At 56.2% G+C, this 26,159-nt stretch carries 25 protein-coding genes; all 25 read left to right on the top strand.

The annotated features are described in order from the left end of the window. The first annotated feature begins 124 nt into the window (after positions 1–124). Positions 125–781, top strand: a complete 657-nt coding sequence (locus P8Z34_13190; GenBank protein MEJ2551630.1) for a hypothetical protein — start codon at positions 125–127, stop codon at positions 779–781. A 279-nt stretch (positions 782–1,060) separates the two neighbouring features. Beyond that, positions 1,061–1,915 (top strand): serine hydrolase, encoded by an 855-nt coding sequence (locus P8Z34_13185; protein ID MEJ2551629.1) that lies wholly within the window; start codon positions 1,061–1,063, stop codon positions 1,913–1,915. Positions 1,916–2,158: 243 nt separating this feature from the next. Continuing rightward, positions 2,159–3,646, top strand: a complete 1,488-nt coding sequence (locus P8Z34_13180) for a DHA2 family efflux MFS transporter permease subunit (protein MEJ2551628.1) — start codon at positions 2,159–2,161, stop codon at positions 3,644–3,646. 482 nt (positions 3,647–4,128) lie between these two features. Further along, positions 4,129–5,130 carry a LacI family DNA-binding transcriptional regulator gene (locus tag P8Z34_13175; protein MEJ2551627.1) on the top strand — a complete coding sequence of 334 codons (1,002 nt, stop codon included), beginning with the start codon at positions 4,129–4,131 and terminating at the stop codon, positions 5,128–5,130. Between the two features lie 255 nt (positions 5,131–5,385). Next, positions 5,386–7,365: an ABC transporter substrate-binding protein gene (locus tag P8Z34_13170; GenBank protein MEJ2551626.1), complete on the top strand. Its 1,980-nt coding sequence runs from the start codon at positions 5,386–5,388 to the stop codon at positions 7,363–7,365. Between the two features lie 423 nt (positions 7,366–7,788). Continuing rightward, entirely contained in the window at positions 7,789–8,772 is a 984-nt protein-coding gene (locus tag P8Z34_13165; protein ID MEJ2551625.1) for an ABC transporter permease, read from the top strand. After that, positions 8,769–9,959 carry an ABC transporter permease gene (locus P8Z34_13160; protein MEJ2551624.1) on the top strand — a complete coding sequence of 397 codons (1,191 nt, stop codon included), beginning with the start codon at positions 8,769–8,771 and terminating at the stop codon, positions 9,957–9,959. Before P8Z34_13165 ends, P8Z34_13160 begins: the two co-directional genes overlap by 4 nt. A gap of 5 nt (positions 9,960–9,964) precedes the next feature. Then, complete coding sequence (locus tag P8Z34_13155; protein ID MEJ2551623.1) at positions 9,965–10,975, top strand: ABC transporter ATP-binding protein; 1,011 nt, start codon at positions 9,965–9,967, stop codon at positions 10,973–10,975. Between the two features lie 43 nt (positions 10,976–11,018). Next, positions 11,019–12,062 (top strand): dipeptide ABC transporter ATP-binding protein, encoded by a 1,044-nt coding sequence (locus P8Z34_13150; protein ID MEJ2551622.1) that lies wholly within the window; start codon positions 11,019–11,021, stop codon positions 12,060–12,062. Positions 12,063–12,201: 139 nt separating this feature from the next. Then, positions 12,202–13,242, top strand: coding sequence for a uroporphyrinogen decarboxylase family protein (locus P8Z34_13145; protein ID MEJ2551621.1), 1,041 nt, complete (start codon positions 12,202–12,204; stop codon positions 13,240–13,242). Between the two features lie 223 nt (positions 13,243–13,465). Continuing rightward, positions 13,466–14,890, top strand: coding sequence for a glucuronate isomerase (gene uxaC / locus P8Z34_13140; GenBank protein ID MEJ2551620.1), 1,425 nt, complete (start codon positions 13,466–13,468; stop codon positions 14,888–14,890). Between the two features lie 2 nt (positions 14,891–14,892). Next, complete coding sequence (locus P8Z34_13135; GenBank protein MEJ2551619.1) at positions 14,893–15,066, top strand: hypothetical protein; 174 nt, start codon at positions 14,893–14,895, stop codon at positions 15,064–15,066. Positions 15,067–15,366: 300 nt separating this feature from the next. Beyond that, complete coding sequence (locus P8Z34_13130; protein MEJ2551618.1) at positions 15,367–16,239, top strand: dihydropteroate synthase; 873 nt, start codon at positions 15,367–15,369, stop codon at positions 16,237–16,239. Between the two features lie 178 nt (positions 16,240–16,417). Continuing rightward, entirely contained in the window at positions 16,418–17,053 is a 636-nt protein-coding gene (locus tag P8Z34_13125) for a corrinoid protein (GenBank protein MEJ2551617.1), read from the top strand. 174 nt (positions 17,054–17,227) lie between these two features. After that, complete coding sequence (locus tag P8Z34_13120; protein ID MEJ2551616.1) at positions 17,228–18,082, top strand: LacI family DNA-binding transcriptional regulator; 855 nt, start codon at positions 17,228–17,230, stop codon at positions 18,080–18,082. Between the two features lie 850 nt (positions 18,083–18,932). After that, on the top strand, positions 18,933–19,640 hold the full coding sequence (locus tag P8Z34_13115) for an MBL fold metallo-hydrolase (protein ID MEJ2551615.1): 708 nt from the start codon (positions 18,933–18,935) through the stop codon (positions 19,638–19,640). Positions 19,641–19,736: 96 nt separating this feature from the next. Continuing rightward, the gene (locus P8Z34_13110) at positions 19,737–20,408 is read left to right on the top strand and encodes an SGNH/GDSL hydrolase family protein (protein MEJ2551614.1); all 672 of its coding nucleotides are present in this window, start codon (positions 19,737–19,739) and stop codon (positions 20,406–20,408) included. 184 nt (positions 20,409–20,592) lie between these two features. After that, on the top strand, positions 20,593–20,721 hold the full coding sequence (locus P8Z34_13105; GenBank protein MEJ2551613.1) for a hypothetical protein: 129 nt from the start codon (positions 20,593–20,595) through the stop codon (positions 20,719–20,721). A 22-nt stretch (positions 20,722–20,743) separates the two neighbouring features. Then, positions 20,744–21,004 (top strand): hypothetical protein, encoded by a 261-nt coding sequence (locus tag P8Z34_13100; protein MEJ2551612.1) that lies wholly within the window; start codon positions 20,744–20,746, stop codon positions 21,002–21,004. 140 nt (positions 21,005–21,144) lie between these two features. Then, positions 21,145–22,161 carry a hypothetical protein gene (locus P8Z34_13095; GenBank protein ID MEJ2551611.1) on the top strand — a complete coding sequence of 339 codons (1,017 nt, stop codon included), beginning with the start codon at positions 21,145–21,147 and terminating at the stop codon, positions 22,159–22,161. Positions 22,162–22,381: 220 nt separating this feature from the next. After that, entirely contained in the window at positions 22,382–22,573 is a 192-nt protein-coding gene (locus tag P8Z34_13090) for a hypothetical protein (GenBank protein ID MEJ2551610.1), read from the top strand. Positions 22,574–22,657: 84 nt separating this feature from the next. Next, positions 22,658–24,547, top strand: coding sequence for a DUF1080 domain-containing protein (locus tag P8Z34_13085; GenBank protein ID MEJ2551609.1), 1,890 nt, complete (start codon positions 22,658–22,660; stop codon positions 24,545–24,547). A 151-nt stretch (positions 24,548–24,698) separates the two neighbouring features. Continuing rightward, positions 24,699–24,842: a hypothetical protein gene (locus P8Z34_13080; protein MEJ2551608.1), complete on the top strand. Its 144-nt coding sequence runs from the start codon at positions 24,699–24,701 to the stop codon at positions 24,840–24,842. Continuing rightward, complete coding sequence (locus tag P8Z34_13075; protein MEJ2551607.1) at positions 24,839–25,843, top strand: hypothetical protein; 1,005 nt, start codon at positions 24,839–24,841, stop codon at positions 25,841–25,843. Before P8Z34_13080 ends, P8Z34_13075 begins: the two co-directional genes overlap by 4 nt. 48 nt (positions 25,844–25,891) lie before the next feature. After that, on the top strand, positions 25,892–26,159 hold a 268-nt coding region (locus P8Z34_13070; protein MEJ2551606.1), incomplete at its 3' end, for a DUF429 domain-containing protein.

The raw sequence follows: 26,159 nt of genomic DNA, 5'->3' as shown, positions 1-26,159 counted from the left end.
TCGAGCGGAAATGAAGGTGGGTAGTACTATGAAAGAATACCGGGATCCAGTCCAGTCAGGCTGGACGATTGGCTTCCGACGGCTCAATGCCGTCGAGCGGCAGACATCGAGGAGACAGTGAGGAGTGCCGATTTCAACTGAACTGGCGGGGCTCATCCAAATCGGATCGGGAATCCTGTGGACGTTGACCTACATCTTGATCATCAATCGGGGGTTTAAGGATCGAACCTTTGGCATGCCCCTGCCTGCGCTGGCCGCAAATCTGTCCTGGGAGTTTATCTTCGCCTTCATCCTGCCGCAGAGCAGCCCGCAAATCTACATCAACATCACCTGGTTCGTCTTCGATCTGATCATTCTTTATCAAGCGCTTCGATTCGGACCGGCAGCCTTTGGCGGCTTCCTGGGGAAATGGTTCTACCCGGCCTTCGTCATCGGGATCGCTGCGGCCTTTGGCGCCGTGTTGTCCGTAACGCTTGAATTCCAGGACTGGGAAGGGAAGTATGCAGCCTTCGGGCAGAATCTGATGATGTCGATCCTGTTCAACGTGATGTTGTTTCGACGAGCAGACGTGAAGGGCCAATCGATGTATGTTGCGGTTTTCAAGATGTTGGGGACGCTGCTGGCATCCATCCTCTTTCACATTTTCGATCCATCGTCTCCGCTGCTGAACTTCCTCTTCCTCGCGATATTGTTCTTCGATTGCACCTACATCGCGCTCCTGTATCGAAAACACAGGGAATGTGGAGTTGACCTTCGGCGGCGGGCATTGCGGACGACTTGAGTCTTTTCCCCCCGACCGGCTGAGCTCGTCTATCGACGGTTGAGCCCTAAAGGGAAACCGGAAACCGGCCCATTCAAACCGGGCGGGCGATCGATGGCCTGTAATGCCGGATCTCCGAAGACTCGAAACCGGCAGCAGTCATGTACAGGGGAAATGGTACACTTCAATAAACCTCAGGAGGAGTTGCGATGGTATTTTCTCACCCGCGCAGGTATTTGCTGCTCACGATTACAAGCATGGTCGTCATCCTTTCCGTCCTCGTCGGATGCGGGCCGAGCCGTGCCGAACTCGACGCCGTGGACTACGCGCCGACATCCCGGTATCACCTCGGCGCTGGTGGGCATCGCCATCGAAGAAGGGTGCATCGAGAGCGTCGACCAGAAGATGATGGATTTCTTCCCGGAATTGAAGAGTCAGATTACCGATCCACGCAAGAACGAGATCACCATCCGGCAGCTGCTGCAGATGCGGGCCGGCTTTCCCTGGGAAGAATCGACCCCGGAATTGTTCGATCTGCTCGTGACCGGCTTTCATACCGACACCCTCGTCCATGTCCCCCTCGTTCGCGATCCGGGTTCCGACTCTGAATACAGCAACCTGAGCCCCCACATTCTTGGCATCATCGTGGCCCGCGCCTGCGAGACCGACCTTAAATCTTTTGCCCAGGAGCATCTCTTCGATCCGCTCGGAATCGAGCCGGGGTTCTGGCAGCGGGATTGGGACGGCAACTACCTGGGCTTTTCGGATCTCGATCTATCTTCCACCGACATGGCCAAGTTCGGCCTGATGTACCTCAACGATGGAAAATACAACGGGGAGCAAATCGTCCCGGCCGCCTGGGTGGACGAATCCCTGCAGGCCTACTCGAAGAAGACCTGGAAAATCCGTGTGGGGAAAAATTGGGGTGACAACGGTTACGGCTACCTGTGGTGGTCGATCAAAGCCGGAGACTACCGCTACAATCTCGCCTGGGGGCACGGCGGGCAGCAGATCGCTATCGTGCGTGACCTCGACATGCTGATCGTCGCCCTGGTCGATCCGCTGCACATACAGTGGGGAGATAAGCCCTGGCGTAAAGAAAAGGCGAATCTCAATCTGGTGGCCGACTTCGTTGCTTCATTGCCAGGCAAGTAGACCGAACAACGGTTTCCGCTGGTTGGCCGGGCGCAGGAGCCCATCGGTACATTGCAAGACAGACGTCACAGAGATCGAGCCGGATTCGTCCGGGGTTGGCGGATCGAGCGGAGATGCAGGGTTCTGCTTCGCTTTAAGCTGTTAGACTTAAATGTATGCAAAATATTTTTCGATGCTGGCCATCGAGGAACGTAGCCGTATGGGCAACGTTCCAATCCCACAGGAGCTGACGCTGCTGCAGCCATGGATCTGAAGAAAATCCCTTACAAGTGGTTGGTCGCGACCGCCTTTGTCTCCGGGCTGTTCATGGACATCATGGATTCGACCATCGTCAACGTGGCGCTGCCGACCTTGAGCCAACACTTTGGGGCGAACGTCGGGACGTTGGAATGGGTAGTCACCGGCTACCTGGTCAGCCTGGCCATCTGGATCCCGGCCTCGGGCTGGATCGGCGATCGCTTCGGGACGAAAAAGACGTTCATGTTTGCGCTCGCCATGTTCGCCGCTGGGTCGGGCCTGTGCGGCCTTGCCTGGAGCAGCAGCTCGCTCATCGCTTTTCGCCTCGTCCAGGGAATCGGGGGCGGCATGATGACGCCGGTCGGGACCACGATGCTCTTCCGCGCCTTCGGCCAGTCGGAGCGCGCCAAGGCTTCCGCCGTGATCACGATCCCCGTGGCGCTGGCACCTGCGACCGGCCCTCTGCTGGGGGGCTGGCTGGTGGACAACGCAAGCTGGCGCTGGATCTTTTATGTGAATTTGCCGGTTGCGATGGCCGCTTTTGTCTTCACCTGGTTCTTTCTGCACGAACACAAAGAACCGAAGGCGGGCAAGTTTGACCTGTGGGGCTTTATCTGCTCCGGAAGTGGATTGGCTCTGGTGCTCCTGGCCCTCTCCCGGGGTCCTGAAGATGGCTGGACATCGCCGCTGGTTCTCATCAGCGGTGTGGCGGGGATCGTGCTGCTCGTTTTGATGGTCTGGATCGAAATGCGCCATCAGAACCCGCTCCTGCACCTGCGTCTCTTTGCCGACCGCATGTTCCGCAACGCCAACGTGACCATGTTCATGGCGTACAGCTTGCTCATCGGCGTGATTTTTCTGCTGCCGCTATTTTTACAGGAGCTGCGCGGGATCTCTCCATTGGAGTCCGGCTTGACGACGGCGCCGCAGGCTTTGGGCGTGCTGCTGATGACGCAGGTCTCCAGCCGGCTTTATCCGCGCGTCGGTCCACGGCGCATGTTGATGACCGCACTGGCAGGCGTTTCGATCACGAGCGCTTTGTTCCTTCTGGTCGACCTGCAGACGAGTCTGTGGTGGATCCGGGCCATCATGTTCCTGCGCGGCATATCGTTCAGCTTCGCCATCGTCTCCTCCCAGGCGGCGACGTTCGCCACGATCAGCTCCGCTGAAACCGGCCGCGCCTCCTCGCTCTTCAACACCAACCGCCAGGCCGCCGGTTCCGTCGGCGTTGCGCTGTTGGCCACGATCCTGACCCAGACGGCAGGGGGTGCACTCTCTTCCGGCGCGGTGACGCTGGCCAACCAGCAGATCGCGCTGTCCGCCTTCCATATGGCCTTCGCCGCCTCGATCGTTTTCGGGCTGCTCGGGATCGTCTTCGCCAGCCGCATTCACGACGAAGATGCAGCGAGCACAATGGCGCGCGGCCCTCGCCAGAAGGCCGTGGAAACAGCCGGTAGAGACGAGCGTCCCCAGAAGCCGCCCGATTTTTCCTGACGCTGGAGGAGCCGAAGAAGAGGGCGGGCTGCTTAGCGTGAGAAGGCCAGGATCTACTACAACGCCAGGCCGTTGAACACCCCCGAAGGACCACTCACACAAGATCTTTATTTCCACTCGTCTGCCTCCTGCCTCACATTTTGCCGCGGCGGCTTTTTTCGATAGGCTGTTCCTATTGGCGGATGGGCCTGCGGTAAACGGATATGCCTTGAGAGCGTCCAGATAATTTCCAGGAACGGCGGCACGCTCGATCGATGGGACTGGTGATTCGTGTTCCCTCAAAACGCCGCTCCCGAACCGCTGGGGGGATGAGATCCCCAAGCGGGGTTTTACTTCTCGTCTCGAATCCGCGTTCGCAATCCCCGCGCGTCCGACACGCTTTCGACGCTCTGGTTTCGAAAGGTATTGACAATTTCGGTTGAATTGTCTAGTATAGCGCTAACGTTAGCGCTAACGGTAAGAATTCCTCACAAGGCTAAGACATGAGTCGACGCATCATCATGGCCGATGTCGCCCAAGAAGCAGGAGTGTCGCTGATGACGGTCTCCCGCGTGGTCAACAACAAGGGAGACATCAGCGAGGCGACACGTCAACGGGTACGTGAAGTCATCGAGCGCCTTGGCTATAGACCCAGTGGGGTCGCTCGAAGCCTGGCGACCAATCGAACCGGAACGCTTGGGCTGGTCGTTCCGGATAATTCCAACCCATTTTTCTCTGCGTTCGCCCGGGGTGCTGAGCATCTGGCTTATCAAGAAGGCTACAATATTTTTCTCTGTAACACGGAAGAAGAAACGGATCGTGAAAAGGCGGTCATCTATTCTCTGGAAGAAAAGGGAGTGGACGGCCTTATTCTTTGCAGTTCGCGCCTCGAAGAGAGCGAGCTGCGTGAGATGGTCGGGTATTTCCCCTACGTGGTTCTTGTAAACCGCCAAATGGATGAAGAAGGGATCGGCACCGTCCTGATCGACGACAGGCGCAGCGGCAAGGTGGCGATCGAACATCTGTTGAATTCAGGTCATCGTGCTATCGGCATGTTGGCAGGCCCTAAGAATTCCTATTCAGGACAGCAGAGAGTCATTGCGTACTATGACACATTGCGTGCCGCAGGGCATGAGTCTGACTCCGAACTCGTGGCCAACTGCTCTCCCCGGGTAGAGGGGGGGATGCAGGCAACACAAGAACTGCTGGCGGCGCATCCAGAGATTACGGCCCTGTTTTGTTTCAACGACCTCGTTGCTGTCGGCGTACTGAAAGCCTGCGCCCAGATGGGGTTGTCGGTTCCGAATGATATCGCTGTCGTCGGCCACGATGATGTACCGCTGGCGCAGCTGGTAACACCGGCGCTGACAACCTGTCATGTTTCGCAATATGAGATGGGCTGGCAGGCCGTCAAGCTGCTCCTTGAGCGCATCAGCGGCTGCGAGGAGGCCTGCAAGGAGGTCCTTGTAACACCCGAGCTCGTCATCCGGGCCAGTGCACCCTAGAAAAAGATCACGGGTATTTTCACAGCTGGTTGATTGATTTCGATCGGACAGACATCCGTTTCCGTTTACTGCAAGTACATCATGAATAGCGAGTATCCGCGCCCATTTCGGGCAGACTATATTCGGTAACGAAGGTGAGTGATGGCTTCCCGGAGTGGGGGGAAGGCCTTGAAAGGAGTACTGCAGCTAAAAATACATCATAAGGATAGAGTCAACGTTCGGTCAAGTTCTACTCATATTGCGAGGAGTAAGAAGATGAAAACGATATACCATGCAAGTAAACGCACGATCTGGATAACCGTATTACTCGCTCTACTTTTGTCTCTGGTATTCTCTGCTTGTGCCACCACCCCCCTCCCAGGGACGTCAGAAGCACCCCCCGAAGCGTCCCCAGAAGAGCCTGCAGCAGGAGAACCCGAAGAGGTTGTTCCTGCGGAACCGGCTGCTGCCTATAGCGAGGCGCCGATGCTGGCCGATATGGGGCTTCCTCCCGTCGAAGAGCGTCTGCCAGAGAATCCGCTCGTTGTTGAACCCGTCGAGTCGATCGGTGAGTACGGCGGCACCTGGGAACGCGCCTTCCTCGGCGTGAAGGACTTCCACGCACTCGGTCGCCTGATCTACGATGCCGTTCTGCGCTGGCCGCGCGACCCTGCCGACCCCATCCAACCCGGTATGGCGGAGAAGTGGGAGTGGTCAGCCGACGGCACGGAATTAACCTTGTACTTCCGCAAGGGCCTCAAGTGGTCGGATGGCGAGCCCTTTACCGTCGATGACGTCATCTTCTGGTGGGAAGACATCGAGAACGATCCGAACATCACGGCTGCCCCGCACACAGAGTGGGTAGTCAATGGCGAACCAATGGTGCTGGAGAAGATCGACGATGCCACGATTACCCTCAAGTTTGCCGCCCCCAACGGCCTGGCCGAGAGCGTAGGGTTAGCATTCCACGGCGGCCAGTGGCCGCTGGGTTTCGAGCGCTTTGGGTTCTTCGCCCCCAGGCACTACCTGGAGCAGTACCATCCCAAATACAACCCGGAGGCGACCTACGAGGACTTCGAGAACAAGGCATTCAACTTCAACACCGAATTGCCCGTGATGTACGCCTGGAAGGTGAGCGAGTGGGAAGAGGGCGCGACCGAGATGACCGCGGAGCGCAACCCCTACTACTGGAAAGTCGACCCGGACGGCAAGCAGCTCCCATACATCGATCGCATTCACTACACGCTGGTTGAAGACAACGAGGCAATCAATGTGATGGCCATTGCAGGCGAACTGAGCATGCAGCACCGCCGAATCGACTTCGCCAAGTACACCGTTTACCAGGATAACGCCGAGGCCGGTGGTTACCACACACTGCTGTGGAGCACGGCCGCTGCGTCCAACGTCACGATCTTTCCGAACCAGAGTTATGCGGACGAGAAGTACCGCGCCCTGATGCAGACCCTCGAGTTCCGACAGGCGCTGTCGCTGGGGATCGACCGCGAGATGATCAACAACGTCGCCTTCCTGGGACAGGGTATCCCGCGCACGATCACCGTCGTACGCGATTCACCGCTCTTCCAGCAGGACATCGAGAATTACTTTGCCGAGTATAATCCGGCGAAGGCCGAGGAACTCCTCGCCGCCGCCGGCCTGGTCAAGGGCGCCGACGGTTTCTACACCTTCGCAGACGGCACACCGGTCGAACTGACCGTAGAGGCGACCGACGCTGTTTCCGGCGCCAGCATGGATACCCTGGAACTGATCGTTGACGGCTGGAATGACATCGGCCTCAAGACCGTCTTGGAGACCATGTCGCGCGACATCTACTGGCCGCGAGCCACCTCGAACGAAGTCATGATCGCCACCTGGGAGACCGACCGCGGACTGGTTCCAATGGTCGACCCAATCTACCTGTTCCCGTTCGACGAACGTTCGTGGATGGGGCCGGCGTTCGGCGTGTGGTACAAGTCGGGCGGCGAGCAAGGTGAGGAACCACCCGCAACGCTGAAGGAAGTACAGGATCTGTATGATCAGTACAAAGCCAGTGTGGATCCCGCCGAGCAGCTAGAGATCGCCAAGAAGATCGTCAGGATGTCTACCGAAGGGCTGTTCGCCATCGGCACGGTCGGTATGTCGCCCGGCCTGGTCGTTGTCAAGGACAACTTCCACAACGTCATGGAGAACCATACTTCGGACTGGCTGGTCTTCACACCCGGAACCCAGGATCCACCACAGTTCTGGATTGAGCAATAAGAAAGAAATCTGACAGGCAAGGAGGGGGCTGCGTAAGCAGCCCTCTCCCCTGCTTCTTTCGCCTGGTAGCGAGGGTTTTTCATTTTCTTCTCCTTCGGCAATCGAGGAGGAGGATAAGCGGGAGAATAGCCTACCCTACCGGTAAAGTTGGGTGCAAATATAAACGGTGTCAAGAGATACCATTCTTGCCCAACTGCCTAAATACTACGTAACTCTCACTATGGGTTTTCTTATGCCACGAAACACTGATTACCGGAGCAGATCCTCGCCGACATCGGATGCTATAATGAATTCGGTTTTCCAAGCGCACGGAATGTTCATTGATCATCCCAGAGAGCAGAGCATTTGCCATACAATGATTGCTGGAGTACATCATCCTGGCATGTTGACTTTTAGGAAAGCTATCTGTAGGGGCATCTGCTTATGATTGCCTATATCGCAAGACGCATCGTGGGTATGATCCCCACAATTATTATCGTATCCATCCTCACGTTCATTATCATCCAATTACCCCCTGGAGATTTCTTTACCACCCTCCAAGCCGAGATCGCCGAGTCCGGCGGTGGGCAGGACAAAGAAACGGTCAAGGTGATGGAGGAACGCTATGGTCTGGATAAACCACTCACCGTCCAGTATTTCCGTTGGGTCTCCGGCTTCCCGCGCGGCGACTTCGGCTGGTCCCTGGAGTGGAATAGTCCGGTGCTTCCTATCGTGCTCCAACGCATTTCCTATACCGTCTTGGTAGGCGGTCTTTCGCTGATCTTTATGTTGATCGTCGCTGTGCCTATAGGCATCTATTCGGCCACACACCAGTACTCCGTCGGCGATCATGCGCTATCGCTCATCGGTTTCCTGGGGCTTTGTCTGCCTGGCTTCTTGCTGGGTCTCCTGTGGATGTATTTTGGAATTGTCGTGCTGCGTGTAGATGTTGGGGGGACGCTATCGCTGCAATACCAGCATGCTCCCTGGACTACCGCCAAGATACTCGATTACCTGAATCATCTCTGGCCCCCCGTGATCATCCTCGGATTGGCGAGCACCGCCCAGCTCCAGCGCATCATGCGCGGCAACCTACTGGATGAGCTGAGGCAGCAATACATCGTTACCGCACGCGCCAAGGGACTCTCTGAACGGAAGGTTGTTAACAAATATGGCGTACGGGTCGCGGTCAACCCGCTGATCAGCGTTATGGCAATGGAGGTCCCCAAAATCATCTCGGAATCAACCATTGTCGGCATCGTGCTCTCGGTCCCGACAACCGGACCGCTGTTGCTGCGCGCACTGACCAGTCAGGATATGTACCTGGCCGGAACGTTTCTGCTCTTCATGAGCCTACTGCTCATGTTCTCCAACCTGCTGGCTGACATCGCCCTTGCCTGGATTGATCCAAGGATTGTGTACACGTGAAAAATCTACAGGACTGCTCCGAGGCGCTGGAAAAGGTCTACGAGCAATACGCGACGACGCATGATATTGCTGAGGACAGTGAGGGAAGCATTGCCCTGACCGAACGTCGACGGTTGGAGTCGATTTATGCTGCCTCCCAATGGCAGCTCATCTGGCGCAAATTCATTCGCAATCGGGTCGCCCTTGTCGGCGGCATCGTCATAGCGATGTACTACCTTGCGGTGCTTTTCGCCCAGTTCATCGCACCGTATTCGTTGACTGAGCGCTTCGGCAAATACATCTACTTACCGCCTCAGCGCGTGCATTTCTTACACGATGGCAAGTTTCGACCTTACGTTTACGACATCAACCTCGAAATCGATGAGGACCTGCGCAAGATATACACGCCGGATCTAGAGAAGGTGATCCCGATCAAATTCTTTGTCCACGGTGAGCCCTACAAACTTTTAGGTCTACTGGAAACGGATATTCACCTGTTTGGCTCTGACGATGGGATAGTGTCGATTCTGGGCACCGACCGGCAGGGTCGTGACATGTTCTCGCGCATTCTCTTCGGTAGTCAGATCTCGTTGACCATCGGCCTGGTCGGTGTCCTGCTCAGTCTGATATTTGGTTCGGTGCTTGGTGTCGTTTCTGGATATTACGGTGGTCGGGTCGATAATCTGATCCAGCGCTCGATCGAATTGGTACGCTCATTCCCGGCCATCCCACTTTGGATGGCGCTCTCGGCGGCCGTGCCGCCCCATTGGCCTCCGCTGCGAACCTACTTCGTCGTCACGCTGATCCTCTCGGTGATCGGGTGGACATGGTTGGCTCGCCAGCTGCGCGGCAAGGTGCTGTCTTTGCGAAATGAGGATTACGTCCTGGCAGCCAAGCTGGCCGGCGCAAGCGACTTCCGCATCATCTTCAGGCATCTGATCCCGGCGACGTTTAGCCACATCATCGTGGTTTCCACATTAGCCATGCCGGCCATGATCCTGGCTGAGACAGCGTTGAGCTTCCTTGGATTAGGCCTTCGCCCGCCAATCACGAGCTGGGGGGTGCTCCTGAGAGAGGTACAGAACTTTCAATCCATTGCCCTATATCCATGGGTATTTACACCCGCACTTGCCATTGCGATCGCGATTCTGGCTTTCAACTTCCTGGGCGACGGTCTGCGCGATGCATCTGACCCTTACACAGTGTGATTGCGATGATCGAACAAAACCAACGCCCTATCGTCGAGATCGACAACCTAAAAACCCACTTCCAAACGCTGGATGGCATTGTCCGGGCGGTGGATGGCGTTTCATTGTGTATCCATGCCGACGAAACACTAGGCCTGGTCGGCGAGTCGGGCTGTGGCAAGAGCGTGACGGCATTCTCGATACTCCGTCTTCTGCCCAAGAAAATCGCTCGCATCGTCGATGGGCAGATTCTGTACTATCGAGGGAATAGTGATGCGCCCATCGACCTCACGTGCGTTGATCCGGAGGGCACGCTGATCCGCGACATCCGGGGTAACGAAATCGCCATGATTTTCCAGGAACCATTGACATCTTTCTCGCCGGTTCATACCATCGGAAGCCAGGTGGCAGAGGCAATTGAGCTTCATCAGAAGGTCAACAAGGAGGAAGCCAGAGAACGCGCCATCGATATGCTGGAGCAGGTAGGGCTCGCACAGGCGGCCCAACGCTATGATGAATATCCGCACCAGTTTTCCGGGGGGATGCGGCAACGTGCCATGATCGCCATGGCCCTTTCGTGCAACCCCCGGTTGTTGATCGCCGATGAACCGACAACGGCCTTGGATGTGACTATCCAGGCCCAGATATTGGACTTGATGCGCTCGCTCCAGGAGCGGTTGGGGACCGCTATTCTGATGATCACACACAATCTGGGCGTGATCGCAGAGATGGCTGATCGCATCGATGTGATGTACATGGGTAAAGTCGTGGAGAGTGCCGATGCGAGTACGCTTTTCCACTGCCCTCTTCACCCATACACCGTGGGCTTGCTCCGCTCGATTCCCAAATTGGGCAAACGGGTCAAGAAGCATCTGATCCCCATCCCGGGCAGCGTGCCTAATCCGTTCTCGGTGCCCAGCGGCTGCACTTTTTATCCTCGCTGCCTGGCATCCAAGCGCGACGAATGTTTGGAGGAAGTGCCACTCAAGGAAGTTAGATCAGGACACCAGGTAAGATGCACGTTGTACACTTCGTAGATGTCGGCGGACTGGTGGTAGCCACAAGCCATGAGAGATAGCGATGAGCGACGTTCATTCTGATACAGGCGAACAACATCACTCCACCCTGGTGCAAGTGCAGGATTTAAAGAAGTATTTCCCAATACAGCGCGGCTTCTTGCGCAATGTGGTTGGCTACGTCAAGGCCGTTGACGGCGTGAATTTCTCGATTTATGAGGGTGAAACGTTGGGATTGGTCGGCGAGTCAGGTTGCGGGAAAACGACCACAGGGCGGCTGCTCCTCCGGGCAATTGATCCAACATCCGGTCAGATCCTCTTCCACAGAGATGGGGACATGGTCGATATTGCCAAGATCCCCCGCCGCGAGATGAAGGCCCTTCGCCGAGAGATGCAGATTATTTTCCAGGATCCGTTTTCATCGCTAAACCCTCGCATGACGGTGATGGACATCGTCAGTGAGCCCCTCGTGATCCACGGTGTGGCCAAGGGTCAGCAGCTCAAAGACCAAGTCTGCGAACTGTTGGAAGCCGTCGGGTTGAAGCCCCAGCACATGAACCGCTATCCTTATGCATTCAGTGGCGGGCAGCGCCAACGTATCGGCATTGCGCGGGCTCTGGCCCTCCAACCCCGGTTGATCATCGCCGATGAGCCAGTATCGGCTCTCGACGTCTCAGTTCAGGCTCAAGTGCTTAATCTGTTGGAGGAACTGCAGTCCGACTTCGGTCTCACATATCTTTTTATCGCCCACGACCTATCTGTCGTCGAGCACATCAGCGACCGCGTGGCGGTGATGTATTTAGGGACCGTGGTCGAGTTGGCGGCGGCTGATGAGCTATATGCCTCTCCCAAGCATCCTTATACGGAAGCACTTCTTTCTGCCGTGCCGCGCTCCGATCCTGATCAGGTCACTTCCCGGATTCTTTTACCGGGCGATGTCGCCAGCTCGGCCAACCCGCCCTCCGGATGCAAGTTTCACCCCCGCTGTCGATATGCGCGCGAGAAATGCGCCCAGGAAATCCCGGAATGGCGGGCATACGGCTCCGAGCATTGGGCGACCTGTCATTTTGCCGAGGAATTGAGCCTAAGTGGTATCGTGGCGAAGTGAAGCAATTATGACAAGGGGGATTGGATAATATCGGCTTGAACAGAAACATACATCCGTTGCGGAAATTCAATAGATCCGGTGCGGGGAGTAATCGCTCAGATATTTGCGAGACCTTTATTTATGTAAAGGAAAGAGTAGTATGACGTGGGAAGCATTCAAACAGGCTGCGCGTTTAGAAGAGCCAAAACGGGTACCGGTTGGCCTGATCGTCGACAGCCCCTGGCTGCCCGGCTATGCCGGGATCGACACGCGGGACTACTACCTGCTGCCAGATCGCTGGTATGCGATCAATAAAGGACTGTTGGAACGATTCCCGGAGGCTACCTGGGTTCCTGGTTTCTGGGTCGAGTATGGCATGGCAGCAGAGCCGTCCGGTTTTGGCGTCAAGATGCATTTCTACGACAACCGGCCCCCGGCGATTGAGCCGGTGATTAGCGACATTGAAACCTGGGGCAATGCGAGCCCGGCTGACCCGAACGAGCATGGATTGATGCCGCTGGTGCTGCGACTGTACGCACTGGCGGAGGAGCGGCTTCATGCCGATGGGCTTGGCATCCGTATGGTCTGCGCACGCGGTCCGATGGCCGTTGCTTCGTTCGTGATGGGCATTACGCCACTGATGATGGGCATCGTGAAGAACCCACAAGGGGTGACTCGCGTCCTGGAGACGATGACGTCTACCATCATTAGCTGGCTGCACGCACAGCTCGATACCCTGCACCAACCGGAAGGTATCATGCTGCTGGATGACGTGGTCGGCATGATATCGAAGGAACACTACGAGACGCTGGTTCACCCCCACCTGCGCCGCATATTTGACGAGTTCGATGGTCTGATCCGCGTCTTTCACAACGATACACCCTGCCCACACCTGCTGGCGAGCCTGGCCGATGCGAATTTCGACGTGTTCAACTTCAGCCATAAAATCGATATCGGCGAAGTCAAAGCCGTCATGGGACATCGCGTTGCGGTAATGGGCAACGTGCCGCCAGTCGATGTGGGTATGCGCGGCTCACCAGAAGATGTCTCGCAGTGGGCCCAAACCTGCCTTGATAAAGCCGCGGCTGGTGGCGGATTGATCCTGTCCTTCGGCGGTGGTGTATCACCCGAGACGCCGGCAGAAAATATCGATGCGCTGATTGCCACAGCGCGGGAATGGCAGAAGGACAGCCATGAGTGATATGGGGATGATTGCATTGCGAGAATACCCAGCGAAATTCAGTTCTTGATATGTCTTATAAGTTTTAAAGCTTGCTCTACGGTATCCGGATTTTTATCGTTGAAGTCATAGTATACTGAATTGGTGTTCGCCGGTGCGGGGTTGGCACTTCCTGTTGTTATCAGCTTGCAGCGAAATATCTGGTCGCCGGCGATGAATTTTTACCCAAATAGGAACCTACACAATGCGAAAGCCGCTGAGCCTGCCTGAATATCGCTTCTTTGATCCAACTCCGACCCATCGTCAACTGGCGATGGAGCTGTACGAGGAAGTCGCGGCGCTGCCGCTTATCTGCCCCCATGGGCACGTCGACCCCTGGTTGTTCGCCGATGAGAATGCCACATTCGGCACCCCGGCGGAACTGCTGCTGATCCCTGATCACTACATCTACCGAATGCTGTACTCACAAGGCATTCCGCTCGAATCGCTGGGTGTGCCCCGCATTGATGGTGGGGAGGTCGAAGCGGATCATCGCAAGATCTGGCAGATCTTTGCCGAGCACTTCTACCTGTTCCGTGGTACCCCGACAGGTTCCTGGCTGGCGCAGGAATTGTATGAAGTCTTCGGCGTGCGCGAGAAGCTTTGCGGCGATACCGCCCAATCGATTTATGACCAGATCGAAGCCGCACTGCGCAAGCCGGAATACCGGCCCCGTGTTCTCTACGAGCAGTTCAACATCGAGGTGCTGTGCACGACCGATGCCGCTACCGATCCCCTCGAGCATCACCAGGTTATCAAGAAGTCCGGCTGGAAGGGCGATATTCGCCCCACTTTCCGGCCTGATGCTGTTGTGAACATCGACGCGCCAGGTTGGAAAAGAGACGTCGATGCGCTTAGTGATATCAGCGGTATCACGGTCGGTTCCTATCCGAAATACATCCAGGCATTGGAAAAGCAGCGGGCTTTCTTCAAGCAGATGGGCGCACTTTCCACCGACCACGCCGCAGTATCCGCATATACGGCCGAGTTGACGGCCGCCGAGGCGGAAGCAATTTTCCAGCGCGCGCTTCGCGGTGCCGCCACGACCGAGGACGCCCGCCGCTTTACGGCCCACATGATCATGGAAAGCGCCCGGATGAGTATCGAGGATGGATTGGTGATGCAGTTCCACGTGGGATCGGTGCGTGATTACAATGAACTGATTGCCGAGCGCTTCGGTCCCGACACGGGCGTTGACATCCCAGAGAGCGCCGAATTCACGCACAACCTGCGCCCGCTGCTGAGTAAGTATGGCAACGACTCCAGGCTGAGGCTGATCGTTTTCACACTCGACGAAGCGACGTATGCGCGAGAGCTGGCCCCGCTGGCCGGACTCTTCCCGGCCATGCGCCTTGGTCCACCCTGGTGGTTCCACGACAGCGTCAACGGTATGATGCGCTATCGCGATCAGGTGATGGAGACCGCCGGTCTGCATAACACGGTCGGTTTCAATGATGATACGCGCGCCTTCCCCTCGATCCCCGCCCGGCATGACCTGGCCCGCCGTGTCGATGCCAACTGGATCGCCGGGTTGGTGATGCGCGGCATCGTTGATCGAGAGGACGCCTCGGAGATGGCAAAGGACTGCGCCTACAATCTGGCCAGGCACGCCTACAGACTTGGGGAGTGAGCATGGCCGAGAACGGCAGGATCAAGGCCGGCAGCCGTTCGGTGGCCGGAAGCGGTTTCGCATTGTGGCTGCTCTCCGATTCGTCGAGCTTCGTTACCGGCGTTGCCGTACCTATCGATGGGGGTTTCAATGCCTACAGTGGTATCTACCTTCTGAGATTTGATGTTCGACCTTGATAGCTGTTCCTGCGAGGCTGCAGGGATAGAGGGTATTGATCCTTGAAAATTATGATTTGCGTTGAGAGTCTCGATGCTCCGTTCGCTGGTGGCTGACCAGGAGCGGGCCTTGATTTTCACTCGTACATGGGGATAGAGATGCGTAAGTTCTTTGGAAAATTAGCCGATTCATGCCGAGAAGCACGCTCGAGGAGGTAGAAACAGGCATTCAATGATGTATGGGCGGTAGCCTGGCTCGTTGGATAGCGGCCAACGCAGCCGGTTTCGAACCTTTCGAAAAGGATGATACAGAATCGAGTCATGGAAACAGAATTTCGCGGAACAGCATGCAGCGTCTGGATCGGCCCGGAGCGGCCGACGGCGTTGATCGGCGAACGCATCAATCCGACCGGTCGTAAGGCCCTTGCCGAACGGCTTCGCATGGGTGATCTGAGTATGGTGGAACGAGAGGCGATCGCTCAAGTGCAAGCCGGCGCGGATATTATCGACGTCAACGTTGGCGCGCAAGGAGTCGATCAAGCGGCCATGCTGCCTCGGGCAGTCGAAGTCGTGCAGCAAGTGGTGGATGTGCCGGTCAGCATCGACACTTCGGATCCGAAAGCGTTGGAAGAAAGCCTCAAGGTTTACCAGGGAAAACCGCTGGTCAACTCTGTTAACGGAGAGGCACGTTCGCTGGAAGCGGTCCTGCCGCTCGTCGCCGCGCACGAGGCCGCAGTCATCGGTCTCTGCATGGACGATCGCGGCGTACCCGGGGATGCCGATGTGCGCATCGAGATCGCGCACAAGATCGTCGAGCGCGCCCGGGAAATGGGCGTCCTGGCCGAGAACATCCTCATCGATCCGCTGTGCCTCAGCGCCGGCACGGAAGTCGATGCGGGACGCGTCACGCTGGAGACGATTCGGGGGATCAAAGATCAACTCGGCGTGAACATGACGCTCGGTGCCAGCAACGTTTCCTTCGGCATGCCCGATCGGAATATCTTCAACGCCATGTTTTTAGCCATGGCTTTGCGGGAGGGCGTCAACGCGCCGATCGTTCGCGTGGCAGAAGTGCGCGAATTTATCCTGGCCGCCGACGTGCTCCTGGGGAAAGATCCCTATGCGCGGCGCTACATCAAGGCTTACCGCGCCAGGCAGAAAACCGAGACGCAGGCGAAGGAGTGCAAGGATTGACGACACGGGCAAGGACGCGAGTGGATGTGTATGCTCCTTGCAAGGGAAGGAGAAGCCGGAGGATCGAAGCATTATTGACTCGATGACATACTTGCGATTTGCGAACCAGGCTTGTGGCATGCCGCCTTCCGAAGACGCCTGTGTTTGATTTACGCTACGGCCGGAAAGGATGCAATTTATGAGCGAAACACTTGTGAAAATTGGTGAAAAACTTTATGCAGGGGACGAGGACGCCGTGGCGCAGTTAACCCAGAATGCCCTGGATGAGGGTCTCACGCCAGGGCAGGTGCTCCAGGGTGGCCTGCTCAAAGGGATGGAGCGCGTCGGGGTCGATTTCCGTGACGGTGATCTCTTCGTACCTGAGGTGCTCATCGCCGCCCGTGCCATGCATGCCGGGATGGATGTGCTCAAACCTCTCCTGACGGAAGCCGACGCTCCTTCGGCCGGCAAAGTCGTGTTGGGCACGGTAGCCGGGGATTTGCACGACATCGGCAAGAATCTGGTTGCGATGATGCTGGAAGGTGGCGGGTTTGAGATCGTCGATCTCGGTATCAATCTCCCGCCGGAACGCTTCATCGAAGCCATTCGGGAGCATGAACCGGACGTGGTGGGCCTGTCGGCGTTGTTGATGAGTACCATGCCTGCGATGCAGAAGACGATTGCGGCCATCGCGGAGCAGGGACTGCGAGACAGGGCCAAGATCATCGTCGGCGGCGCACCGGTGACGCAGGTTTTCGCCGACGAGATCGGCGCCGACGGCTACGCGCCCGATGCCGCCATGGCGGTTGAACTTACGCGTTCTTTGCTCGGGTGAAGATGTACGCATTCCAGGGCACGATTTCACGATCCTCTTCCGGGTATTCCACCGAGGTGCATATGCAGCGTAGCAACCGGGATGCGTTTGACTGCACGACGACCGCCGGGATGCTTGACAAAGGCTTTTTGGTGTTGTATAATGCAACCGGTTGCATAAACCTGGAAGAAACGGATGAGCAAGAAAGACGTCAAAACCATCGCTGACATCGCCCGGTTGGCCGGGGTTTCCAAATCAACGGTGTCGCGGGCGTTGAACGACAGCCCGCTCATCGGGGACGAGACGAGGGAACGCATCCGGGCCATCGCCAAGCAGCATCAGTTCCGCATCAACATTCCGGCTCGCCGGCTGAGTCTGCAGCAGAGCAACACGATCGCCTTCGTCACCCACGCCTATCACAAGGAATTTTCGGTGGCGGATCTGTTCGGACTGGAGATCATGGGCGGGATCTCCAGCGGGTTGTCAGAAAACGGATACGACATGCTCGTGGTTCACGTCGATCCGCGCGAAACGGAGTGGGCACACATGTATCTGGATACCGGCCGTGTGGATGGTTTCATCCTGATGACCTCGACGAGGAAATCGGATCACATCCAGGCGCTCGTCGAGATGGAGGCGCCTTTCATCGTCTGGGGACCGCCCAAGCCGGGTATGAAGTACTGCAGCGTGTGCGGCGACAATCTGAGCGGCGGCAGGCTGGCAACCGAGCACCTGATTCAATCCGGAAGACGGCGGATCGCCTTCCTGGGAGGCCCCGCGGAAGAACTCGAAGTCCAGTATCGTTTCGATGGTTACCAGCAGGCCCTGCAGGATGCAGGCAGAAGCCTCGATTCTGCACTGATCGCCCACGGTGACTTCACGGATACGTCGGGGGCGGTGGCGATGCGCACTTTACTGGAGCAAGCCCCGGACCTGGATGCGGTCTTCATCAACAGCGACTTGATGGCGATCGAGGCGCTGAAAGAGCTGCGCAGGCATGGACGCCGCTGTCTCAGAATCTGCTCCAGTACCTGCAGACGGGTTTGTTGACGAACACGACCATGCCGGTCGAACTGATCGTCCGCGAATCCGCATGATTTTTTTGGGGACCGAAATGCAACCGGTTGCACCCGCTAATCACAAAGGAGATTGACAAGACCATGTTTCAAATGATTTTACATATCGTCCACTTGGAAAGAGAGATGGAAATCGAGCAGCAAAAGAGCAGAACGTACGGCAATACCATCGACGCCGCCGAATCGAAGCGCCGGTCCAGGAGACTGCGTTCCAGTTGGTTTTTCGACCGGATCGGACGGAAAAAGACAGTTGACTTTCCTGGTGAGCGTGTGGAGCCGATCCCGGGCAGGTGCCGGAATTCACGACCTTCGCTCGATACGGTAGTGGGCCGCTGCTCGACGATAGGTACGGGAGGTTCAAAGTAGGGGACCGTGGATCGTTGGGATAGGCACTCGTGTTCCACGCATGAAATAGAACGACCGTAAATACGATAAAGGCTGGAAGCAAATCGGAGTCCTTCGGCGATTTCATACTTCGTCGAAGGACTCAACGTTAATCCGGCCGAGTGTTTGCCAGTTACGAACAGACTTGGAGTACAATCTGCACTTACGACGGGCTGTTCCCGGGAAGAACATCGGGATCACCGGAAAATCAAAATCCGCTCAGGATTCGTGGGAGGAACTCTTTGCTGCATCGACAGCGACATCAGCACTGGACGATCTTTCTGATTCTTCTGGGTACGATCCTGGCATCGTGTGCCGGATTGACGTCTTCACCGGCAGCTTCGGAAGGAAATACACAGATTCCAGATTTGGATCGGACCACTGCGGGCGATACGAGTCCAGAATCGTACGCGCGTTTTGACATCGGTGAGGATTTGTACGTGAGACAGGTCCAGGATGGGGTGTTCATCATCACCCATTCATTTCCCTGGCCCGGAAATTCGATGATCGTCGAGATGAAGAGTTCGGACCTGGTTCTTGTGGACACACCCTACACACCAGAAGCGACGCGAGAGGTGTTGGATTGGGTTAAGGCGCAAATGGGCGAGCGAGAAATCACCGCCATCAACACCGGATTTCATTACGACAATCTGGGAGGCAACAGCTATTTGATCGACGAGGGAATCCCGGTCTATGGATCGGAACTGACGGCTACTTTGCTGGCGCAGCGCGGAGAAGATATGCGGGCAATGACCCTGGACTGGCTGCAAGCTCCCCAATATCGATCTTACTACGAGGCACATGCGGCTTTGGCGTACGTCGCGCCAACGCATCTTTTCGACCTGGAGGATGGCCTGCAGCTGAAGTTCGACGACGAGGTGGTTCAAGTCTACTATCCGGGGCCATCGCACGCACCGGACAACGTGGTCGTATATTTCCCCAGTCGAAAACTACTCTTTGGCACGTGTATGATCATCGGTGAGGACAAAGTGGGCAACACTTCCGATGCGGACATGGCAGCATGGCCCGAGTCCGTTCGCGATCTCTCCCGCTTCGACTTTAACATGTTGGTTCCCGGCCATGGCGATCGCCTCGATCCCGGATTGCTTGAACATACGCTAGACTTGCTTACAAGCATGCAGAATTGAAATCTTAGCCGGCTCAGAACTGCAAGTAAGTCGAAAGTCACGTAAGCTCAAAATCGTTGGGCAGCAGTACATAAAAGCATTTGAAAGGATTGTCTCATGCTCCTGAAACCTGCATCGCATGTCCTTTTCATCGGCGATTCCATCACAGACTGCGGCCGCGATCGCAGCCATCCTGGTTGGGAATCGAGCCAGTACCTCGGCGACGGCTACGTGAATTTCGTGCATGATGTCCTTGCCAAAGCTTACCCGGATGCCGGCATCCGCATTCTCAACACGGGAGTCGGCGGTGACACCGTCCGGGAACTCGCGGCCCGCTGGGATTCGGACGTCCTGCGCCTGCATCCTTCCTGGCTCAGCGTGATGATCGGAATCAACGACGTGTGGCAGCACTTCGACTCGTTTAGAGCGAAGCCGCCGGTCTCTCTGGAGGAGTACCGCCGGACGCTCGAGCGCTTGATCGGCCAGGTCCGGCAGGAACTTGACGGTCTGGTGATGATGACTCCCTACTATCTCGAGCCGAACCGAAGCGACCCCATGCGGTCCCTCATGGACCGGTTCGGAGAAGTCGTGCAGGAACTTGCGCTGCTGCACGAGGCGGTCTTCGTCGACACGCAGGCGGCGTTCGACGAGATTCTGCAGGACATCGACCCGTACGAACTTGCGGCAGACAAGGTACACGTCAACGATACCGGGCACAAGGTTCTTGCCGGAGCTTTTCTGCAAGGTATCGGCGTTGAGTCCAGTAATGTCACGCCTGGAATGGAATGATAAACCACTGGAAGCATTCGAAAGGGTCCAGGTCAATACCTCGAGTATCAGGAGGATTAATCGAGTTTGGGTGGACGAGCGGAGATGAGGGTGAGCTGCTTCAAAGAAGAACGCCGGGGCCCGCGAAAGCGCAAAGCCTGTTTAGGATTAGGTCACAGTAGATTACTGCGTAGAAGGAGAAACGATGCGCTCGGAACAACTAACGCTTGCCGAAAAAGAACTGATAGAACGCGAACTGCGCGAAGCCCTTGATACACTGATCGCCGGGTGTGAAAAACGTTCGCCATTCTTAAAGCCAGCCTCAGCTTTGTAAACCCACGAGAGGATCGCCGTATTTGAAAAATAACGTCGATTATCTGATGGATTGTTCCACCTTTACATTGACCACCCTGCAGCGGGAATATCGGATTCTGGGATCTAATACGGCGATCCTCTCGTGGGTTTACAAAGCTGAGGCTGGCTTTAAGAATGGCGAACGGGACGTTTTTGAGCGAGCCGGTGCCAGTTTTGTGTTCCGGAAAATGAAGGATGAGTGGAAAGTAGTCTACTATCATGAATCTTCCTTGCCGCCACGGCGGGAGAACAGCAGCGAATAGTCAAATGCTTTGAATGCTGGAAAGCGGATTGGCTGCCCTTGAGCTGATCCAGTCGAATTTAGCGATAGGTAGTGTATGATCGGAGATGGATGTTGTTAAGATCAAGGCCTTTGGTCCGCCGTGGCTGAATTGGAGGTTCGATGTCTCGTAAAGTATTCCTTCTCGTGATTGTCCTTCTCGTGTCGGCGTCCAGCTTGTTTTGTGCCGCTGGCACGATGCTGCCGGAGTCCAACTCAGCTCCGCAGGATTCAGAAGCTCCGTCTGATGCGACCGGCCAATTCACGGTGCCCCACCTCGAACGATGGGGCATTTACAAGTTGGAAGTTGAGTCCGGCGAGGTCGAGCTCATCTACACCTCACCTGCCCGTATCTCGTGTTTACGCTGGAGTCCGCGCGGCGATGAATTCGTGTTCTCGCAACCCGTCGATGGGAATGCCAATGAGCAGGAGGAGATCTTCACGCTGAATCTCGACAGCGGCGGCTTGAACAGGTTGACCGAAAATTCCTTTTGGGATCTCTACCCCGCCTGGTCTTCGGATGGCACCCGGATTGCGTTCCTGTCCTGGCGTACGCAGAGTCTCGGGATCTACCTCATGGGTTCGAATGGCGAAGACACGACGCTGTTGGTCGATACGCCCGATCAAGAGGCCGACGTCGATTGGCGCGACGATCTTGTCGTCTTCACGCGGGCCAGCCGCATCTGGAGCATCCATCCCGATGGAAGTTCGATTCGCGCGCTCACTGATCCTCCGAAAGCCGGCGAGTGGGGCGCGGCGAACTTGCCGTTCGGGGACTACGATCCCCGGATCAGCCCGGACGGAACGAAGGTCGTCTACGAGCGGCTTGTTGGGGACGGCACTCCGTACGGCGAATACGATTTCTTCAGCCTGAATCTTGGCACGATGGAAGAGATCCGCCTGACGACGACGGGCTTTTCCCAGGGTCTTGCAAGCTGGTCCCACACTGGCGAGCAGCTCGTTTATATCGTCAGCGCCATTGGGGACACTGGCAAGTACGACATCTATATCATGAACGCGGACGGTACGGACAGCCACAACGTTACGCCCGGCTACTTTCCGGCGCAGTTTTTGTGTCATTGGGCCGTCTTCGCCAATGACGATAACGACATCTACTTCATTGGAGAGTGGTGGGAATGAAAATCCGGCGATCGAACGCCTGGCTTCTCGAGTACTTGCTGATTCCCGACGATAGTACTCAGTGGGATACCCAGGGTTCGTCCAACGTTCCTGGATTGGTGTATGATCGGAGGGCTGAACTCGAAGCCGTTAGTCGATTTTTATAGCGCACGCCTGGCTGGTGGTTGGATTCGGGCGAAATGAAGAGACTTATCCTTCACATGAGAGCCAATCCGGTAGATTGCAGCAAAGTACGGATGGCGGTTTGACCGGGACCACGATCAAGACCGTGGCATGGCACTCCGTCCACTTCGACTTCATCAACGAGCAGGTCGGATGGGCCATCGTGACCAACGACGATGCCGTGTCTCTCGTATACACCACGAACGGCGGGAGATCTTGGGTAGAACTGGATCCCGTCATTGTCCCATGATATCCGGCTGATGTTGACGATACACAGCCCTCAGGCAGGACATGCGGATGGATGCTCACGGGTGTCCGGCAAGGAGGTAGAGAGATGCGTAGTGGATACTCCAGTTTCGCGGTCGTATGCCTCTGGATCGCATTGCTGAGCGGGTGTACTCCCGGCAGATCCACTCCCGAAACTCCCGGTGCTACTGCGGTAGCTACGCCGACCATTGACCTTCCTCAGCCAACGGATACACCGGATGTACAGGCACAGATCGAAGCGGCCACGCTTCTCAGTATCGACTTCGAAACCGGATTTCCATTCGAGTTGTATGATTGGTCGGAATCGTGGCAGGTGCAAAATGAGAGCGACAGCAATGCCGTTTTCTGCAGTCAGATTTCCGACGATTGGTCCAGTTTCCTGTTTGGCCTCGACGAATGGGAGAACTACGCTCTTTCGCTGCGGGCGAAGTTCCTTTCGGACAATCCCAATCAGGGGGCGGAAGCGTACGTTCGCATCAATTCATCGATCGACGGCTATCGAGCCAGCATCTTCAACAACGAATGGGCAGCCGTAGGTTATTATCCCCCCGCCTCGCAATTGGGCGGCGCTTCGGTACAGATCGAGCAGAATGAATGGGTTGAGTTTCAAGTTCGCTTCGTGGGGGAGGAGCTGAAATATTTCCTGAACGGCGAATTGGTCCTGCAGGTGCGTGATGACCGGCGGGATTCCGGCCGGGCCGGTTTTGGCGCCGCGCCCAACACTGAAGTGTGTGTGGACGACATCCTTGTATGGGGATTGGACGAGAACGGGATTCCGCTGGTCGACCCGGGCGATCTCGTCGTCGAACCCTACGACGGCACGGTCTACTCGATCCAGGAGAAGGTCGACAACAAACGCACGATTCCGGTTTTCTATCCCTGGTCGAGCAACTGCGAACACCTTTCGGAGTTCTATTTTGATTGCGACACGGAAGACACGCCGTATGGATTGGTCTGGATCGGTGCTGGTCTTGCCCAGGACCTCGAATCGACGCAGCCGGCCGTCTCTGCACCGCAGAGGATCCTCATGCAGTCGGACGGCGATACGCTGTACCTGATTTCCGAGCAATGGCATTACTGGTATCCCGGCTGGCGAACTTTGTCCCCCGATTCGCCGTTTTACCTCGACGAGGTGTATCAACCCCATATCGGCTCCGAATATGATCAGACGCTGGTGATCAACTTTACCCATCCCGAGTGGCCTGCGCTGATGGCTGAGAAAGCTTTGAATTTTAAGATCGCCGGCTTCGACGGCATGATGCTGGATTGGTGGCACAACGGTGCAGGCAACGGACGCAGCGAGGAGGTTGTCGAGGCCGCACGCGTTGCAATCTCAAAGGCCATTCGCATGCGCGTGGGGGACGATTTCATCCTCATGGGCAACGTCAATTGGGGCGTGGACGATCCCACCGCGCAGTATCTCTCCGGTGTGTTTCTCGAATTGTGGAAATCGGAACCGGCCGAAGGGTATGCCCTCACCTACAGTGAGGAAAATGAATTTGGATGGAACCCGTCCATCGAACGCATGGAAGATCTTTTGATCTACTGGGACACGCACCTGCTGTGGCCGAAAATCATCGCCTTCGAGCCGTGGAAGATCACCACGGACGATTACGTAGCCGATCGCTACACGGAAGAGAATCTACGCTACGCAAGGTTGTTCGCCGCCATGGCGGTGGTGATTCCGGAAAACGGCTACATCCTCTACGCCGACAACAACGACGATTGGGATGGCGGTGACCACCAGCATGCGTATTATGATTTCTACCTGACAGATTTTGGGAAGCCAATTTCCGATATGGTGACCGTCGTCGATGGCATGGCCTACAAGCGGTTCGAGAGAGGCTTGATTGCCTACAACAGGACGACGTCCGAGGTCGTCGTGCGGCTTCCGTACGGAAAGCAATTCACGATCGGTCCGCTGCAGGGTTTGTTTCTCGAAGGTTATTTCGAGTGAAAGCAGATCGAAAAACCCGATCGCACGATCAGGGAGTCTCAAACAAGCCTGTTTTGAAACTTCGGGAGAGTTGACTGATCCGTTGGATTCGCCAGGCCGCGTTCGTGAGTAGAAAGGAAATGGGATGAAACTCCGGGCAAGATTGGTTCTGATGATCACGATCGTGGTGGCAGTGGCCGATCTCGTGGAGTATTTTCATTTGAAACAACACCCGGATCCAAGCGAGAAACATCCTCATCAAACGGGTCAAAATCATCGGGCGGATTGTGTTGATGTAAAGGAAGGTCTGGATTGAGTAAACAGGAATGTAAGCAGATTTTTCGGTTTTTTGTCTTCGGCTTGATCCTATCGGCATGTGTAAAAAACCAGCAGATCACCACACAACAACCGGAAATCGAATTTCAATCCGACGGATCGGCTTCGTTGTTCGTGCCCTCGCTGAACGGCAACCTCCTGTCGGTGAGGATGGTGAAGCCCCAGGGAGACGGGCCTTTTCCGGTTCTGATCGGCATACCCGGCACGGGTGGAATTTACGCGTTTGAGAGCGAGTTTGCTGAAGGACTTAATGATCTCGGGATCATGGCTGTCGACTTTGCCGTACAGGGCCGAGGAGAAAGCGAAGGGCAGGACGACCGTTATGGGAGGGTGCATCAAGATGATTTGAAAGCGGTGGTGGATTTCGTCAGCCGGCTTCCCTTTATTCAGCAAGAGAACATCGGGATTCTGTCCTATTCGTATGGCGTTGTTCTGGCCACAGGTGCACTATACCGCTATCCGGAGATGCCGATTGCTTTTCTGATCGACTGGGAAGGGCCCTCCTGCCCGGCGAAGGACATTCTGCGGGCCGTAGAAGACAACGAAATGTGGGTCGTTCATACCCTTGCGCTCTTGGGCGGAAACGGCGATATGGGTGTGGAAGAAGTATCGAAATTGACCATAAGCGGAGGCGTGATTTCGGACGAAGTCTATTGGTCCGAACGGGACGCCTCACGTTTTGCCGAGGGATTACCTTGTCCCTATCTTCGCATCCAATTCGATGTCGATCACGTCCAGGGTACGAGCAAGAAGCACATGCTGGCGATAATCAACGCGGCTGCCGAAAAAAGTGGACAGTGGACACGCTGCAACGACAATCCAGCCAACATAGTCTATTCCGAGGAAGAACTGGCACGCTATCATTTTCATACGTATCCAGAGGGTGTTTTCCCCGGATCCGGTTCGGCGATGGCGTATGCCAACGAGATCATACTCTCGTACGTCGAGGAGATGTTTTTCGAAAAGCCGTATGCCGAATAACCGGTTCGATTGATCCCGCGCGCAGGCCATTCATGGAGGTGTTCGATCGTGCAGATCGCCGGAGTCGATGGCTGCAAGGGGGGCTGGCTCTGCATCTCGAAAGAGCTGCTCTCGGCTGAAATCTCCTCAGAAGTATTCCCGTCCATGGCGAGTCTGCTGAAGCGCATGCCCAGGCCCGTAGTTCTTGCCGTCGATATACCCTTCGGACTGCCGGATTCGGGACCTCGTAAGTGTGACCAATTGGCCAGGAAACTGCTCGGAAGTCCGCGAGCCAGCAGCGTCTTTCCTGCGCCGATACGTCCCGCGATTGAGGCGC

Source organism: Anaerolineales bacterium, from assembly GCA_037382465.1.
GTDB lineage: Bacteria > Chloroflexota > Anaerolineae > Anaerolineales > E44-bin32 > WVZH01.
This window is presented reverse-complemented; position numbering and strand designations above follow the sequence as displayed.